Here is a 14801-nt window from a genome sequence, read left to right on the forward strand (position 1 = left end):
CCACAAGAACGCAGGAAGGACGCTATGACCAGACTGCTACGGCGGCCGCTGATCGCGCTACTGGCGATCGTGTGTGTCGCGCTGTTGCAATGGGCGATACAACGTAGCGACAGCGTTCCTGCGCCTGCTTTTGCGATGGAACGGCCAGCGTACGGCCCGGCAACCTATGATGCGCTCGTCACCGTAGCGAACCAACGCCTTGCTCTGTCACAAGACCGGATCAAACGGACACCACGCGAATGGCTACCCCACGCAGGCACAGGTGCTGCGGCGCTTTCGCTGTTCCGTTTGACCGGCCAGATAGGCTATCTCGACATGGCAGATGCCCAGATCACAGCGGTGCGCGATCTTGCTCCACTGCCATCAGGCGTGCCGGAATTGCGCGCCGAACTCGCACTGGCACAGCATGATCTGGCAGGTGCGGCAAGGGAACTCGATATCTTTGCGCGCAGCAGTGTCTCGCCAGACAAGGAGGCTCTGTCGGAAGCTGCCGCGATGCGCGGCGATCTGGCGCTCTACACCGGCAACCACGCCGAGGCCGATCGCCATTACCGCGAGGCCGCGCAGATCGACCCCCATGTCAGCGTGGCGCTGCGTATGGCTAATCTGCACCGCATCACAGGCGCGTTCGATAACGCCATCGCGACACTGGCCAGCGCCACCCGCAGCGAAAAACACACGCCCGTGGTGCTGTCGGGCATCGCGCTACAGACCGGCATGATCGAAAGTGCACGCGGCGATTATGTTGCTGCGAACAACTGGTACGATCGCGCCGAAACGCTGTTTCCCGGCCATTGGCTGACCGCGCTCTATCGCGCTGAGGGGCGGCTCGCCAACGGTCAGACGCAAAGCGCCATTACCGAACTGGAGCGCGTGGCACGCGATCATGCGCGGCCCGAAGCGATGGATATGCTTGCGCTGGTGTGGCGCGTTCGGGGCGACATTGCCCGCAGTCGGGTCTGGGCGCAACGGGCCGGGGCGATCTGGCAGGCATGGACCGATAAATTCCCCGCAGCCTTCGCCGCCCATGCAGCCGAGCACGCATTGGTATTCGGCAATGCCGAAGAGGCGCTGCGTCTGGCTCAGCTCAACGCTACGTCTCGCCCCTTTGGCGAAGCCCGTCTGCTACTGGCGCGGGCGCTGCTGGCAAATGATCGACCTCGCACTGCGCTGATCGAGATTGAGCTCGCTGAAAAATCCGGTTGGCGGTCGGCACAGCTGTTTGCCATCAAGGCGCAGGCGCTTACGATCCTGGGCGAAAGCGAGGCGGCCACAGCCGCGAGCGATGCGGCCTACGCCATCAACCCTAAGATCAATGACCCTGCAACGAGGCTGATATGGCTCGCACACGGCTGATCCGGATTGTCATGGCATGGCTGATCGCTGTCGCCGCGTTGACAGGCACAGTGCGCGCACACCAGGCTCCGAACAGCGAAGCCTATCTCGATTTTCAGGCCGACCGGGTCGAATTGGAGGTCGTGATCCCAGCGGCAGAATATGCCTATGCCAGCGGCCACCGCGTCGCGCAGGACGACGCAGCCCGTTCGCAAGCCCGTCGCTACCTTGCTGAAACCATAACGGCGAGCGGCGATGTCGGTGCGTGGCGCACACAAGTCGAAAGCTTGGCATTCGTCACCCTCGATGGCAGCCAGGATCTTGTCGCGACGCTTTCCTTGACGCCGCGCAATCCATCGGACCTGCGCGACTTTACGCTCCACTGGCGCGCCGTCATCGGCGCGGTGCCGGACCATTTTGTGCTGCTCATGCTGCGGCGCGATCCGGCGAGCAAATTGGGCGATGAACCCGATGTCATCGGCACCTTGCGGGCAAGCCGCACGGCATTGCCGGTCCAGCGCGGCGCGGCGCGCAGCTGGATGCCATTTGCCAACGCGATCAGCCTTGGTGCAGGCCATATTCTGGGTGGGATTGATCACTTGGCCTTCCTGCTTGCCCTGTTGCTTCCCTTGCCCCTGATGGCGCGGCGCGGGCGCTGGCGCGAGGCGCGGAAGGCCAGATCGACCATCCGCTCGGCAGCGATCCTGATTTCAGGCTTTACCCTTGGGCACAGCGCCACTTTGATCGCGGCATCACTGGGCGGGCTGACTTTGCCCGGCACGCTGGTTGAAACGTTGATCGCAGTTTCGGTTCTGGTTGCCGCGATCCATGCGATCCGTCCGATCTTCCCGCGGCGTGAGGCTTTGTTCGCAACGCTTTTTGGGCTGGTCCACGGCCTCGGTTTTGCCGGGTTCCTGAGCGCGACCGATCTCTCGGTCGCGCGCAATATCGTTACCCTCATCGGCTTCAACATCGGGATTGAGCTGGTCCAGATCGCCATTGCACTGGCCATTGTTCCGGCACTTGTCACCATCGCAGCCACACCGGCCTATCAATGGTTGCGCAGCGGACTGGCGTTGTTCTGCAGCGCCATCGCAGCGGTCTGGGTGGTGGATCGTTATGCCGGCCTCGACGAAAACTTCGTCGTCCCGTTCGAGGCGGTGGTCGAAACAAGCATGATGCTGGTGTTTTTCGCTGTGCTTACGACCGGAGTGGTCCTGATCGGCCGCCGGACCATCGCACAAAGACTCCACACGGTCTGATCCCTTCTCTGCTTCGTTCCACAAAGGATTTCTCATGTCCGAATACACCAAATCGACACGATTCCGGGCGATGGTGATCTTGTTGGCGGGAACAGCCGCCGGCTGTCTTGCCTCTCCTGCGGCAGCACAGACCGCACCCTCACCCGAAGCGGACTCTGCCAGCCGAGAAAGCGACACGGAGGCCGAACCGCAGCGGATCGTGGTGTATGGGCGCGCGCTGGAAGAAATCGGCGTCGCCCGGTCGGGATCGCAAGGCACGGTGGGCTATGCCGATTTTGATGCCATCCCGATTTCGCGGGTGGGCGAATTGCTGGAAAATGTCCCCGGCCTGATCGCCACGCAGCACTCGGGCAGCGGCAAGGGCAACCAGTTTTTCCTGCGGGGCTTCAATCTTGACCACGGCACCGATTTTGCCGGATTTGTCGATGGCGTGCCGATCAACATGCGCTCGCATGGCCATGGGCAGGGTTATCTCGATTTCAATTTTCTGATCCCCGAGGCGGTCGAGCGGATCGACTTTCGCAAGGGCCCCTATTTTGCGGATGTGGGCGATTTCAGCGCGGCCGGCACCGCTGCTTTCAAAACCGCTGACACCTTGCGTCCCTTTGCCGAAGCGCAGGTGGGCGAATTCGGCTTTGTCCGGGGCGTGGCAGGTGGGAGCACCACTCTTGGCGATGGCGATCTGCTGATCGTGGGCGATGCCCAATTCTACGATGGCCCCTGGGTGCTTGCCGAAGATCTGGAGCGTTTTGCGGGTCTGGTGAAGTATTCCTTCGGCGGTGATACCAACCGCTTTTCGCTGCAACTCAACGCCTATGACGCGCGCTGGACATCAACCGACCAAGTGCCGGAACGTGCGGTCGCAAGCGGGCTGATCGACCGCTTCGGCAATATCGACGATGACCTTGGCGGGAGCACAACGCGGCTTGGCGCCGTGCTGGGCGGAACCGTCGGCGCGACCACGTTCTCGGCCTATGCCACCCGATATGAATTCGAACTGGTGTCCAACTTCACCTACTTCCTGGAAAATCCGGTCCTGGGTGACGAATTCGTCCAGCGTGACAAACGCTGGGTGCTCGGCGGCGCTGTCGCACATCGCTTTGAGCGCGGGCCCGTCGCGGTCAACATTGGCGGTGATCTGCGCCACGATGCGATCGACGAAGTCGGCCTGTTCCGCAGCGTCGATGCCGTCCCGGTCGATACCGTGCGCCGTGACGCAATCGACCAGACAGGGGTCGGACTCTATGTCGACGGCCAGATAACGATCGCGCCCGGATTGCGCGGTTTTGCCGGCATCAGATTTGATTATCAGACCGTCGACGTGCGTTCCGATCTCGCCGTCAATTCCGGCACCGCGGACGACGATCTGTTCGCCCCCAAATTCGGCCTGGCATGGCAGCCATCAAAGAGCATCGAGCTTTACGCCAATTACGGCCAGTCCTTCCATTCCAACGATGCACGCGGTGCCACCATCGCGGTTGATCCGGTGAGCGGCGACGCCGCCGAGCGGGTGCCTCTGCTGGTCCGAGCCGAAGGGGCCGAACTGGGAGCGCGGCTGGAGACCGCAACACTTGATGCCTCGCTGGTGGGCTTCTGGCTCGAACTCGATTCCGAACTGGTCTTCATCGGTGACGGCGGCGCGACCGAGCCGAATGACGGATCGCGTCGCTATGGCATCGAAGCCAACCTGTTCTGGCGCCCCATAGCCGGGGTGGTGATCGACGCTGCCTATTCGTACACCGATGCCGAATTCGTCGGACCCGGTGCAGGCGCCAATGCCATTCCCGGCGCAGTGGCCGAGGTGATTGCCGCCGGGATCGCGGTCAGCCCCGTGCCCGACCTGACAGTCACCGCGCGCGTGCGCCACTTCGGCAGCGCTCCGCTGATCGAGGACCGCTCGGTCCGTTCCGACCCGACCACCTTGGTCAATCTGGCAGGCTATTACGATCTGGGCGCGCTGCGCCTTGGGGTCGAGGTGTTCAACCTGTTCGATGCCCGCGACGCCGACATCACATATTTCTATGAGTCGCGACTACCCGGCGAAGCGAACGGCGTGGAGGATCGGCATTTCCACCCGGTTGAACCGCGACAGGTTCGCGCGAGCCTGCGGTTCAGCTTCTGAACCATTCTGCGCAGACCGCACCAACTGATCGAAGCTGACTAACGCCGCAGTGCCTCAGGCTTTTCAAGCACGTCATGCGCAAAGCAATCCCCATGGTAAATTTCTTGGAGACATCGCGAAAGGGGTGAAGTCTGTTCAGCAAGGTCATTTGCCGTCATTCAATTGGACAATAAATGGCGTTCGCTTCATCGGATTCGATCGGAAGAAGCCCGTTTCAGGCCCACCACAATTGGGGAAACATCTGTTCGGAAGGATGAACGTTCTATCATGACCCAAAGTGCGCTTGCGCCGATCGGCCTTCTCATCGTCTCGAATATCTTCATGACCTTCGCGTGGTACGGCCATCTGAAATTCCCCAATCAGGCCTTATGGCTCGTCATCCTGGTCAGCTGGGGCATCGCATTCTTCGAGTACTGCCTTGCGGTCCCAGCCAACCGTATCGGGCACGGCGTATGGTCGGCAGCCGAGCTCAAGACCATCCAGGAAGTCATCACGCTCACGGTGTTTGCAGGATTCTCTGTGTTTTATCTGGGTGAAACCCTGACATGGAATCACGCGGTCGGCTTCGGCTTGATTATCGCTGGGGCCTACTTCATCTTTGCAGGACCGCTGGGGTGAAGCCGGCGACGGCGCTCTTGTGAGTTTGCAAGGCCTGAGCCGCTGCCAAAAGAAAACCTGTACGCACGGGCTCGCGCAATGTTGCTGAGCACCTCCGCTATCAGGCTGAACATCGGATCAAAACATTCGAGCAAAGTTTGCGACACCAGGGACGGCCGGTGCGATTAAAGCTTTCGGCGCATCGCGTCTTGCAGAAACCTCTGGTGAAAGTCTGGCGATTGCGTCCAACAGCATTTCGATCTGCTCGCCGGCAATGGCGTAAAACACCAGTTTGGCGTCCTTGCGGGTATCGACCAACCCTGCCTTGCGCAGCACGCCAAGTTGCTGGGACAGTCCGGGCTGTGAAATCCCGGTTACTTGCTCAATCTCGCCCACGTTGCGTTCACCGGCTGCCAGCGCGATGAGAATGCGGAAACGCAAGGGGTGCCCGAGGGCCTTCAAAGCTTCGATTGGGTCTTGGTCGGCCATCATGCATCACCCGTACGTTCGCGCAGGAGCCAGCCGGAAACGTCATCTGCGCCAAAGACCTCATCAAGATCGTGGGATGGCGCCATCAGCAACGGCTCTCCAAGTTGCCAGTTCGCAGGTGCCAAGGCTTTTTGAGCGTCGACCGCTTGAAGCCCGTCAACGATCCGCAACATTTCCGGAATTGAGCGTCCCAGGTTGACCGGATAACAGGTCATGGCGCGGATCACGCCCTTGGGGTCGATGAAAAAGGTTGTGCGCACCGTCGCACTGTCGCTGTCCTGCGCCGAGGCCATACCAAACGCCCGGCCAATCACCAGCGTCGGATCCTCGACAATCGGAAAACGAACTTCGACGCCGAAGCGATCCCGGATCATCCGCAGCCATGCGAAGTGGGAAAACAGGCTGTCGACCGATAATGCCATCAATGCACAATCACGCGCCTCGAAGGCAGCCGCCTCCTGCGCGAGGGCGACAAATTCGGTGGTGCATACCGGCGTGAAGTCGGCCGGATGCGAAAACAGCACCAACCATCGTCCGCGAAAAGCCGAGAGTCGCACCGCCCCGATGGTGCTGCGGGCTTCGAAATCAGGGGCAAAATCGCCGATCCTGAGGCCTGCGCAAGGCGGACCGGAGCTGGTTGTCTGGTTCATGCTTGACCCCTTAGCACTTGACACTCCAATTGCAATACATATACATGATTTATGAAATTGAATGGAGAAGTATTATGACTGCGAGTGATCCGGTTCTGCAAGCGGCCACCGAGCAGGTGCTCGGTGCCGTACGCAACGCAGCGCTGAAGCCAGAAATTGCGAGCTTCTTTGATCCGGCCACCTTTACTGTGACTTATGTTGTCCACGATCCGGCAACGTTGGCGGCGGCCATCATCGATTCCGTGCTGGACTTTGACCCCAACTCGGGCCGCACGGCAACGGGATCGGCTGACACAGTTATAGATCATGTTTTGAAACATAATCTGAAAGTATCATGGTTGCTCGAAACCCATGCTCACGCCGACCATTTTTCCGCCGCACCCTATCTTCAACAGAAGCTGGGCGGGAAAATTGCGATCGGCGCCGAGATCGATACGGTCCAGCAGGTCTTTGGCAAGCTGTTCAATGCCGGCACCGAGTTTGAGCGGGACGGATCGCAATTCGATGCGCTTTTCAAGGACGGCGATACTTTCATGATCGGTGACGTGCCGGTGACTGTCATGCATGTGCCGGGGCACACGCCGGCGGACATTGCCTATGTCATCGGCGACGCCGTGTTCACGGGCGATACCATGTTTATGCCCGACTACGGCACAGCCCGTGCCGACTTCCCCGGTGGCGATGCGCGCAAGCTGTTCCGATCGCTGCGGCGCATTCTTTCGCTGCCGCCGGAAACCCGGCTGTTTATGTGCCACGACTATTTGCCTAAAGGCCGTACGACCTACGTCTGGGAAACCACCGTTGCCGCAGAACGCGAAGGCAATATCCACGCCCATGACGGTATCACTGAGGACGAATTCGTGCAGATGCGCGAGGCGCGTGATGCGACGCTCGACATGCCGCGCCTGATTTTACCCGCAATTCAGGTGAACATGCGCGCAGGCCACATGCCACCAGCAGACGAGAACGGCGTCACCTACCTCAAGATCCCCCTGAACGCGGTATGAGCGTGCTGGCGACTCCTTTGCCGGGATTTCCTGACGCGGCACCGCTTGCTGGTCTCGCCGGCGGGGTATTGATCGGGCTGGCTGCTGCGCTGATGTTGCTGGGCGCAGGCCGGATTGCGGGTGTGTCCGGCATCGCTGCCCGCGCCTTCGGACTCTCTGACGGATCACAACCACTCCTCGGCGCTTGGGCGTTCGTGATCGGCCTGCCGCTTGGCGCACTGATCGTCGGCAGCTTTTCCGCAGCCGCCGCGCCGGCATTTGCAGGGCCTGTGACTTTGGCAATCGCTGGACTTATCGTCGGCATCGGCACCCGCCTTGGAAGCGGTTGCACCAGCGGACATGGCGTGTGCGGCATGAGCCGCCTGTCACAAAGGTCGCTGGTCGCAGTTGCCACCTTCATGGCGACCGGCTTTGCGACGGTGGCAGCCATGAATGCGCTCGGCATCGCGGTGCTGCCATGATGCGCGATCCGCTCGTCTCGCTCGCATCAGGCATCATCTTTGGCGCAGGCCTTACCATCGGCGGCATGACCGATCCGGCGCGGGTGCGCGGGTTTCTTGATCTGTTCGGCGCATGGGATCCGACGCTTGCTTTCGTGATGGGCGGCGCCGTGTTGGTTATGGCCGTTGCCTGGGCCTTTCAACGCAAGATGCTGCGGCCCGTTTTCGCAGACGGCTTTGCCCTGCCCGACCGCTCTGATCTCACCTTGCGGCTGATTGGTGGTTCGGCGCTGTTCGGGATCGGCTGGGGGATTGCGGGCCTGTGCCCCGGCCCCGGCTTTGCCGCGCTGGCGATTGCGCCCGTTTCGGCCACAATCTTCGTGGTCGCGCTGCTGGCAGGCATGCTGTTTGTGCGCCTTGTGGAAGGACAATCGTGATGGAAACTCGCCCCGTTTCAGCTGGGTTCGCCGTGAGCGCCCAAATGCAGCCACAAGATCTGTCGGCGCTTGCAGATGACGGATTTACCGCCGTCATCTGCACCCGGCCTGATGGTGAGGAACCGGGCCAACCTGCGCTGGATGCGATGCGCGCCGCAGCGCAGGATGCGGGTCTCGCCTTCCATCATATTCCAGTTGCAGGCGGCGTGTTTCCGCCCGCTGCCGTGGCCGCTTTCGCTGATGCGCGGCGCGCCGCGCACGGTAAGGTGCTGGGCTATTGCCGCAGTGGGATGCGTGCGATCACGCTTGATGCGCTCGCCAATGTCGAAGGCTTGAGCGCGCAAGAACGGATCGCGCGCGCGAGCGTGGCTGGATTTGACCTCTCGGCATTGGCCGAGCGGATGGAAGCGGGCGGCTAAGTCCGCACGCCACGGGAGGGACCGGCCATGAATTCCATTTCACACACAGTCGTCGTCATCGGCGGCGGCGCGGCGGGCATTGCGACGGCGGCTTCCCTGCTGAAACGCCGCCCCGGCCTCGACATTGCGATTGTCGAGCCGGCCGAAACCCACGCCTACCAGCCCGGCTGGACGATGGTGGGCGGCGGGGTGTTCGATGTGGCCACCACCACTCGCCCGATGCATTTCGTGATGCCCAAGGGCGTGCGCTGGATCAAGCAGGCCGCGGCGAGCTTTCAGCCCGAGGATAATCAGGTCACGCTGGGAGATGGTAGCACGATCCGATACGATGTGTTGATCGTCGCCCCTGGCATCCGGTTGGCGTGGGAAAAGATCGCCGGGTTGACCGAAACGCTGGGTCAGAACGGCGTGACCTCGAATTACCGCGGCGATCTTGCGCCTTACACCTGGCAGCTTGTGCAGCAGATGCAGGGCGGGCGCGCGATCTTCACGCAGCCGCCGATGCCGATCAAATGCGCAGGCGCGCCGCAGAAGGTCATGTACCTTGCCTGTGATCACTGGCGGCGCGCAGGCGTGCTGGGTGATATCGCTGTCGCGTTCCGCAATTCCGGCGCGGTGCTGTTTGGCGTGGCAGACTATGTTCCAGCGCTGATGAGCTATATCGAGAAATACGGAATTGCCCTTGATCTCGGCAACACGCTGATCGCAGTCGATGGCCCCTCCCGCCAGGCGACATTCGCCACGGCCAATGGCGAGGTTACAACCGCGTTCGATATGCTCCACGTGGTTCCGCCACAGGTGGCGCCGCAATTCCTCGCTGATAGCCCGCTGTCGGCCCCAAGCGGGTTTACCGATGTCGATCAGCACACGATGCAACACGTGCGCTATTCCAATGTTTTCGGACTGGGTGATGGCGGCTCAACGCCTAATGCCAAGACAGCCGCTGCCGTTCGCAAGCAGGCGCCAGTTGTGGCTGTCAACGCGCTGCGGCAGCTGGACGGCAAGGGGCCGACCGCAGGCTATGACGGCTATGGTTCCTGCCCGCTGACGGTGGAGCGCGGCAAGATCGTGCTCGCGGAATTTGGGTACGGCGGAAAACTTGCCCCAAGTTTCCCCACCTGGCTGGTCGACGGGACCAAACCTGCGCGCCTGTCATGGATGCTCAAGGCAGATCTTCTCCCATGGCTGTACTGGAACGGGATGCTCAAGGGGCGCGAATGGCTGGCCGGTCCCGGCGGCCTGATTGCGCAATAAAGCCGTGTTGCAACGCTACTTCCTGATCCTCGAATGGGGACGCCATTATGATCGTCCTGCACTGACCAGCGATCTGATGGCTGCGGTGATCGTCACCATCATGCTGATCCCGCAGAGCCTCGCCTATGCGATGCTGGCAGGGTTGCCACCGGTGGTGGGGCTGTATGCTTCGATCCTGCCGCTGTTCGCCTACGCGCTGTTCGGGACCAGCCGGACGCTGGCGGTGGGGCCAGTGGCGGTCGTCTCGCTCATGACGGCGAGCGCGGTGGGGGCGATTGCGACGCCGGGGACACCAGAATATTGGGAAGCGGCGATTACACTGGCTGCTTTGTCGGGCGTGATGTTGGTGTTGCTGGGCCTATTGCGGCTTGGCTTTCTTGCCAACCTGCTGTCGCATCCGGTGATCAGCGGGTTCATCTCAGCCAGCGGCGTGCTGATTGCGACCAGCCAGTTGAAGCACATCCTCGGAGTGAAAGCCGGGGGCGAGACATGGCCGGAGATGCTGAGAGGCCTCGCCGGATCGATCGGCAGCGTCAACCTTGCCACGCTCGCTATCGGGGTTCCGGCTACGCTGTTTCTGTTCTGGGTGCGCAAGGGATTGAAGCCCGCGCTCCAGCGGCTTGGCCTGAGCCCGCGCGCAGCCGACATGAGCGCCAAGGCCGGGCCGGTGGTGGCTGTGGCGGCCTCAATCCTTGCCGTGATCGGCTTTGGGCTTGAGACACGCGGGGTTTAAGTGGTCGGCGCAATCCCGCAAGGCCTGCCGCCGTTTGCGCTGCCTTCGACTGACCCAGCCCTGCTGCAAGCGCTGTGGGTGCCCGCGCTGCTGATTTCGGTGATCGGCTTTGTCGAAAGCGTCTCGGTCGCCCAGACGCTGGCCGCCAAACGCCGCCAGCGGATCGTGCCGGATCAGGAGTTGATCGGCCTGGGCGCATCGAACGTCGCAAGTGCGCTATCGGGAGGCTATCCAATCACCGGCGGGTTTGCGCGTTCCGTCGTCAACTTCGATGCTGGCGCGCAAACCCCCGCCGCTGGCGCCTATACCGCGGTCGGCATCGCGCTTGCTTCATTGTTTCTCACTCCGTTATTGTTTCACCTGCCCAATGCAACACTGGCAGCCACGATCATCGTTGCGGTGCTGAGCCTCGTTGATTTCAAGCCGCCAAAGCTGCTGTGGGCCTATTCCAAGGCCGACTTTGCCGCCCATGCGACGACGATTGCGGCGACCTTGACGGCAGGTGTGGAAATAGGCGTGATCGCCGGGGTGGCCGTGGGCCTGATGCTGTATCTGTGGCGCGCCAGCCGACCCCATGCCGCGATCGTCGGCCGGGTGCCTGGCACCGAGCATTTCCGCAATGTCGACCGGCATCAGGTGCTCACCTTGCCGCACCTGCTCTCGATCCGGATCGACGAGAGCCTGACCTATCTCAACGCCCGCTGGCTGGAGGAATACGTGCTGGAGCAGGTCGCCGAGCGGCCTGCCTTGCGCCACGTCGTGCTGATGGCCAGCGCGGTCAACGCGATTGATGTCTCAGGGCTGGAGAGCCTTGAGGCGATCAATCACCGCCTCGCGGACGGCGGCATCAAACTGCACCTTTCGGAGGTGAAGGGGCCGGTGATGGATGGCCTCAAGCGCAGCCATTTGCTCAATGATCTGTCAGGCCGGGTATTCCTGTCGCAAGACAGTGCCTTTGCACAACTGGCACAGGATACCGGCGTGGTGCCGGAGACGGCAGACCCGCTGGAAGCGCGCGGGTTGATCTAAGCCGCAATCGCGATTTCAATATTGAAAACCTGTAAGCAATAGCGGCCCTAATCTCGCAATCGCCAAGCCTTATGACATGATCCGCCCGCCCCCCTTGTGCGCTGCCATCTTGTTTTCCGCGCGATTGATCGGTTGCGTTTGACAATCCATTCCGGCCCTCGCAGTTTGTGCGTAAGAGCCACGCTCTGAAAAGGGGGTCTTTCAATGCAAGCGCAGATACTCGCGCCCGCCGCCGTGTTGGTGGTGTGGTCGATCATCATGTTTTTCTGGATGGCCAGCGTTCGCCTGCCTGCACTGAAGAAGGCCGGGATCGACCTTAGCGCCAGGCCCGGTGGGCGCGGACAGGATCTGGAAGGGCAAGTGGACCCCCGCGTCAATTGGCCTGCGCACAATTATACGCACCTGATGGAGCAACCGACGGTTTTCTATGCCGCTGTGATGATCCTCGCGATCATGGACCCCGGCGCACCGGATTTTTTGGCCGCTTGGGTCTATGTCGTGCTGCGGATCATCCATTCCATCTGGCAGGCGACTGTCAATACAGTGCCGATACGCTTCGTACTGTTCATGATGTCGACCTTTGCTCTGCTGTTTCTCGGAGTGCGCGCCGTGATGGCGACCGTCCTGGCCGACCCTTCCGCCTTGCCTGCCTAAGGAGACGACATAATGATCGGCACAAGTATTCTACAACCTGTGGTGGCACTGCTCGCCTGGACGATGGTGATGTGGGTGTGGATGTATGCCACGCGCATTCCGGCGATGAACAAAGCCGGGATCGACGCCAAAAACCTCGTCGGCAGCGACGGGGCCAGTTTGAGAGCGAAACTACCCGACGCCATTAGCTGGAAAGCCGATAATTACAACCATCTACACGAAGCACCTACTGTGTTCTATGCGATAGCAATCGTGCTTGCGATCATCGGTCAGGGGGATGGTTTCAACACGGTCCTCGCCTGGGCCTATGTCGGCCTGCGCGTGGCGCACAGCGTTGTTCAGGCCACGATCAATCGCGTGATCGTCCGGTTTGCCTTGTTCGCGCTGTCATCGGTTGTGCTGATGGCGCTCATCCTGCACGCCGCGCTGGCGATTTTCTGAAGTCTGCAGCGGCGCGGGATTTACTCCGCCGCTTCGGCTTCCTGCACCGCATATTCGCGTTCAGCGAGGAAGCGCTCGCCATCGAGCGCCGCCATGCAGCCCATGCCTGCTGCTGTCACAGCCTGCCGATAGACGTGGTCCGTCACATCGCCCGCGGCAAACACGCCGGGGATCACGGTCTTGGGCGTACCGGGCTCGGTCAGCAGATAGCCGTTCTCGTCCATCGGCAGCTTGCCTGCAAACAGCGACGTTGCCGGCGCATGGCCGATGGCGACAAAAGCCCCGTCGACTTCCAGCGTCGACGTCTCGCCCGTGACCGTGTCAGTCAAGGCAAGGTGGTGAAGCATACCGTTTGCGCCCGCTTCAAAGCTGTCGACCGCCTTATTCCACAAAACGGAAATCTTGGGATTGGCGAACAGGCGTTCCTGGAGGATCTTCTCTGCACGAAGGCTGTCGCGGCGATGGATCAGAGTGACGTTGTCGGAATGATTGGTGAGGTAAAGCGCCTCTTCGACGGCAGTGTTGCCGCCACCGATCACAGCCACTGTCTTGCCGCGATAGAAGAATCCGTCGCAGGTTGCGCAGGCGCTAACCCCCTTGCCGCCCAATTCCATTTCACCCGGTGCGCCCAGCCACTTGGCCTGCGCACCAGTGCAGATAACGATGCAGTCGGCGATATATTCATCGCCGCTGTCACCGATAGCGCGGAAGGGCGAGCCATGTTCAAGATCGACCGTGACGATCGTGTCCCAGATCATCCGGGTGCCGACATGCTCGGCCTGGGCGCGCATTTCCTCCATCAGCCACGGCCCCTGCACCACATCGCGAAAGCCGGGGAAATTCTCGACATCGGTGGTGATGGTCAGCTGGCCGCCCGGTTGAAGTCCCTGAACAACAATGGGTTCCAGCATCGCACGGGCGGCATAGATGGCGGCGGAATAGCCCGCTGGGCCGGAGCCGATGATGAGCATCTTGGTGGTGTGGGTCGCCATGGGATTGCCTCTGGTCAAAATCAGATCTTTGATATGGGGATTTGTAGTCAGATTGTCACGCCACCAGCTTGGCGCGCAGGCGCTCTTTTTTGGCTCCGTCCACACCTAATTGTGTGGCGAGATAGGCATCGAGAGAGCCGTGATCGCGTGTCACCTCTACGATATAAGTCGCGATATACTCGGGTAAAACGCCCATCAGATTGTGCAACGCTTCTGGCGCGATTGCGCCATAATGCGCCGCCATTCGGGGGAGCGACTGGCGTTCGAGAATTTCGCGTGTCGGCGCCTCGTTCGTCAGAAGAAATTCAGCAACGATATCATCGTGATGCACGCCAAGCGCGTGAAGCAGCAAAGCCACCGCAATGCCGGTACGGTCCTTGCCAGCGAAACAGTGCACCAGGCTTCCGCCATCACCGTCATCCAAGGCGTTGAAATACCGTGTGAACATCGCGATCATGGCGGGGTTCACCGGCATCCGCGTGTAGACGGCCAGCATCCGCTCACGCGCTTTCTGCGGGGTCATCACCACCCGACCACCCCCACCTTCATGCGGCGGCGAATTGCTAGTTTCTCCATCATAGGCAATTACTTGCGCGGCAAACCTCGGATGGCGTCTGCATGGAAAACCCGTGCGCTCACTCACCCCGCGAAGATCGATCACCGTGCGAATGTCAAGCGCATCGACCAATGCCAGATCCGTGTCAGAGGCTTCCATGTGCTGTCCCGAACGGAACAGCACGCCGTTGCGCACCCGGCCTTCACCCGGTACCACATATCCGCCATAATCACGAAGATTATGAATGCCTTGGGTGACATAAAAGGTGCCGATGCGGGCGCTGTTGGACGATTGTCCGAAAGAATCGCTGGTCATGGAGTGAGACACTTACAGCCCTGCTAGGCAGGGGCAAGGCGGGGTCTGGCTGCGTCTAGGTGGCATTGC

General features: G+C 61.1%; 16 protein-coding genes and 1 pseudogene. 13 read left to right on the forward strand and 4 right to left on the reverse strand.

All coding sequences use genetic code 11. The annotated features are described in order from the left end of the window. Nucleotides 1–24: 24 nt before the first annotated feature. The 4 genes from ACRANW_RS12350 (at nt 25) to ACRANW_RS12365 (ending at nt 5337) form a co-directional block, all read left to right on the forward strand. Nucleotides 25–1356: a tetratricopeptide repeat protein gene (locus ACRANW_RS12350; protein WP_479432072.1), complete on the forward strand. Its 1332-nt coding sequence runs from the start codon at nt 25–27 to the stop codon at nt 1354–1356. Beyond that, complete coding sequence (locus ACRANW_RS12355; protein WP_479432073.1) at nt 1338–2597, forward strand: HupE/UreJ family protein; 1260 nt, start codon at nt 1338–1340, stop codon at nt 2595–2597. Before ACRANW_RS12350 ends, ACRANW_RS12355 begins: the two co-directional genes overlap by 19 nt. Nucleotides 2598–2631: 34 nt before the next feature. Beyond that, nucleotides 2632–4719 carry a TonB-dependent receptor gene (locus ACRANW_RS12360; RefSeq protein WP_479432074.1) on the forward strand — a complete coding sequence of 696 codons (2088 nt, stop codon included), beginning with the start codon at nt 2632–2634 and terminating at the stop codon, nt 4717–4719. A gap of 267 nt (nt 4720–4986) precedes the next feature. Beyond that, the gene (locus tag ACRANW_RS12365) at nt 4987–5337 is read left to right on the forward strand and encodes a DMT family protein (protein WP_479432075.1); all 351 of its coding nucleotides are present in this window, start codon (nt 4987–4989) and stop codon (nt 5335–5337) included. A 117-nt stretch (nt 5338–5454) separates the two neighbouring features. On the opposite strand, the gene ACRANW_RS12370 is transcribed toward ACRANW_RS12365, so the two are convergent. Further along, nucleotides 5455–5808: an ArsR/SmtB family transcription factor gene (locus ACRANW_RS12370; protein ID WP_479432076.1), complete on the reverse strand. Its 354-nt coding sequence runs from the start codon at nt 5806–5808 to the stop codon at nt 5455–5457. After that, complete coding sequence (locus ACRANW_RS12375) at nt 5805–6455, reverse strand: peroxiredoxin (protein ID WP_479432077.1); 651 nt, start codon at nt 6453–6455, stop codon at nt 5805–5807. Before ACRANW_RS12375 ends, ACRANW_RS12370 begins: the two co-directional genes overlap by 4 nt. Before the next feature lie 74 nt (nt 6456–6529). Here ACRANW_RS12375 and ACRANW_RS12380 point away from each other — a divergent pair, with 74 nt between their 5' ends. The 9 genes and pseudogenes from ACRANW_RS12380 (at nt 6530) to ACRANW_RS12420 (ending at nt 12869) form a co-directional block, all read left to right on the forward strand. Then, nucleotides 6530–7462: an MBL fold metallo-hydrolase gene (locus tag ACRANW_RS12380; RefSeq protein ID WP_479433942.1), complete on the forward strand. Its 933-nt coding sequence runs from the start codon at nt 6530–6532 to the stop codon at nt 7460–7462. After that, the gene (locus ACRANW_RS12385) at nt 7459–7923 is read left to right on the forward strand and encodes a YeeE/YedE family protein (RefSeq protein WP_479432078.1); all 465 of its coding nucleotides are present in this window, start codon (nt 7459–7461) and stop codon (nt 7921–7923) included. Before ACRANW_RS12380 ends, ACRANW_RS12385 begins: the two co-directional genes overlap by 4 nt. Next, the gene (locus ACRANW_RS12390; RefSeq protein WP_479433943.1) at nt 7923–8339 is read left to right on the forward strand and encodes a DUF6691 family protein; all 417 of its coding nucleotides are present in this window, start codon (nt 7923–7925) and stop codon (nt 8337–8339) included. The genes ACRANW_RS12385 and ACRANW_RS12390 overlap by 1 nt, the downstream gene beginning before the upstream one ends. After that, nucleotides 8339–8758, forward strand: a complete 420-nt coding sequence (locus ACRANW_RS12395; protein ID WP_479432079.1) for a protein tyrosine phosphatase family protein — start codon at nt 8339–8341, stop codon at nt 8756–8758. Before ACRANW_RS12390 ends, ACRANW_RS12395 begins: the two co-directional genes overlap by 1 nt. A 27-nt stretch (nt 8759–8785) precedes the next feature. After that, nucleotides 8786–10012: an NAD(P)/FAD-dependent oxidoreductase gene (locus ACRANW_RS12400; RefSeq protein WP_479432080.1), complete on the forward strand. Its 1227-nt coding sequence runs from the start codon at nt 8786–8788 to the stop codon at nt 10010–10012. A 4-nt stretch (nt 10013–10016) separates the two neighbouring features. After that, nucleotides 10017–11204, forward strand: a pseudogene (locus ACRANW_RS12405) (SulP family inorganic anion transporter); the annotation flags it as partial. Nucleotides 11205–11288: 84 nt separating this feature from the next. Beyond that, complete coding sequence (locus ACRANW_RS12410) at nt 11289–11774, forward strand: STAS domain-containing protein (RefSeq protein ID WP_479433944.1); 486 nt, start codon at nt 11289–11291, stop codon at nt 11772–11774. Between the two features lie 204 nt (nt 11775–11978). Then, nucleotides 11979–12428: an MAPEG family protein gene (locus ACRANW_RS12415; protein ID WP_479432081.1), complete on the forward strand. Its 450-nt coding sequence runs from the start codon at nt 11979–11981 to the stop codon at nt 12426–12428. Nucleotides 12429–12440: 12 nt separating this feature from the next. After that, a complete protein-coding gene (locus ACRANW_RS12420; RefSeq protein WP_479432082.1) occupies nt 12441–12869 on the forward strand; it encodes an MAPEG family protein in 429 nt (142 codons plus the stop codon). Nucleotides 12870–12889: 20 nt separating this feature from the next. Here the strand turns inward: ACRANW_RS12420 and trxB are convergent, their stop codons facing one another. Further along, nucleotides 12890–13861 carry a thioredoxin-disulfide reductase gene (trxB, locus tag ACRANW_RS12425; RefSeq protein WP_479432083.1) on the reverse strand — a complete coding sequence of 324 codons (972 nt, stop codon included), beginning with the start codon at nt 13859–13861 and terminating at the stop codon, nt 12890–12892. A 55-nt stretch (nt 13862–13916) separates the two neighbouring features. After that, nucleotides 13917–14732, reverse strand: coding sequence for a tyrosine-protein phosphatase (locus ACRANW_RS12430; protein WP_479432084.1), 816 nt, complete (start codon nt 14730–14732; stop codon nt 13917–13919). Between the last annotated feature and the right edge of the window lie 69 nt (nt 14733–14801).

The organism is Erythrobacter sp. 'gip.4 top 5' (assembly GCF_056495765.1).

Excerpts from the sequence above, each read along its gene's own strand:
- ACRANW_RS12355 (WP_479432073.1), top strand. The coding sequence starts at position 1,338 with ATGGCTCGCACACGGCTGATCCGGATTGTCATGGCATGGCTGATCGCT.
- ACRANW_RS12350 (WP_479432072.1), top strand. The coding sequence starts at position 25 with ATGACCAGACTGCTACGGCGGCCGCTGATCGCGCTACTGGCGATCGTG.
- ACRANW_RS12430 (WP_479432084.1), bottom strand. The coding sequence starts at position 14,732 with ATGACCAGCGATTCTTTCGGACAATCGTCCAACAGCGCCCGCATCGGC.
- ACRANW_RS12410 (WP_479433944.1), top strand. The coding sequence starts at position 11,289 with ATGCTGTATCTGTGGCGCGCCAGCCGACCCCATGCCGCGATCGTCGGC.
- ACRANW_RS12415 (WP_479432081.1), top strand. The coding sequence starts at position 11,979 with ATGCAAGCGCAGATACTCGCGCCCGCCGCCGTGTTGGTGGTGTGGTCG.
- ACRANW_RS12400 (WP_479432080.1), top strand. The coding sequence starts at position 8,786 with ATGAATTCCATTTCACACACAGTCGTCGTCATCGGCGGCGGCGCGGCG.
- ACRANW_RS12390 (WP_479433943.1), top strand. The coding sequence starts at position 7,923 with ATGCGCGATCCGCTCGTCTCGCTCGCATCAGGCATCATCTTTGGCGCA.
- ACRANW_RS12380 (WP_479433942.1), top strand. The coding sequence starts at position 6,530 with ATGACTGCGAGTGATCCGGTTCTGCAAGCGGCCACCGAGCAGGTGCTC.
- ACRANW_RS12395 (WP_479432079.1), top strand. The coding sequence starts at position 8,339 with ATGGAAACTCGCCCCGTTTCAGCTGGGTTCGCCGTGAGCGCCCAAATG.
- trxB (WP_479432083.1), bottom strand. The coding sequence starts at position 13,861 with ATGGCGACCCACACCACCAAGATGCTCATCATCGGCTCCGGCCCAGCG.
- ACRANW_RS12420 (WP_479432082.1), top strand. The coding sequence starts at position 12,441 with ATGATCGGCACAAGTATTCTACAACCTGTGGTGGCACTGCTCGCCTGG.
- ACRANW_RS12370 (WP_479432076.1), bottom strand. The coding sequence starts at position 5,808 with ATGATGGCCGACCAAGACCCAATCGAAGCTTTGAAGGCCCTCGGGCAC.
- ACRANW_RS12385 (WP_479432078.1), top strand. The coding sequence starts at position 7,459 with ATGAGCGTGCTGGCGACTCCTTTGCCGGGATTTCCTGACGCGGCACCG.
- ACRANW_RS12365 (WP_479432075.1), top strand. The coding sequence starts at position 4,987 with ATGACCCAAAGTGCGCTTGCGCCGATCGGCCTTCTCATCGTCTCGAAT.
- ACRANW_RS12360 (WP_479432074.1), top strand. The coding sequence starts at position 2,632 with ATGTCCGAATACACCAAATCGACACGATTCCGGGCGATGGTGATCTTG.
- ACRANW_RS12375 (WP_479432077.1), bottom strand. The coding sequence starts at position 6,455 with ATGAACCAGACAACCAGCTCCGGTCCGCCTTGCGCAGGCCTCAGGATC.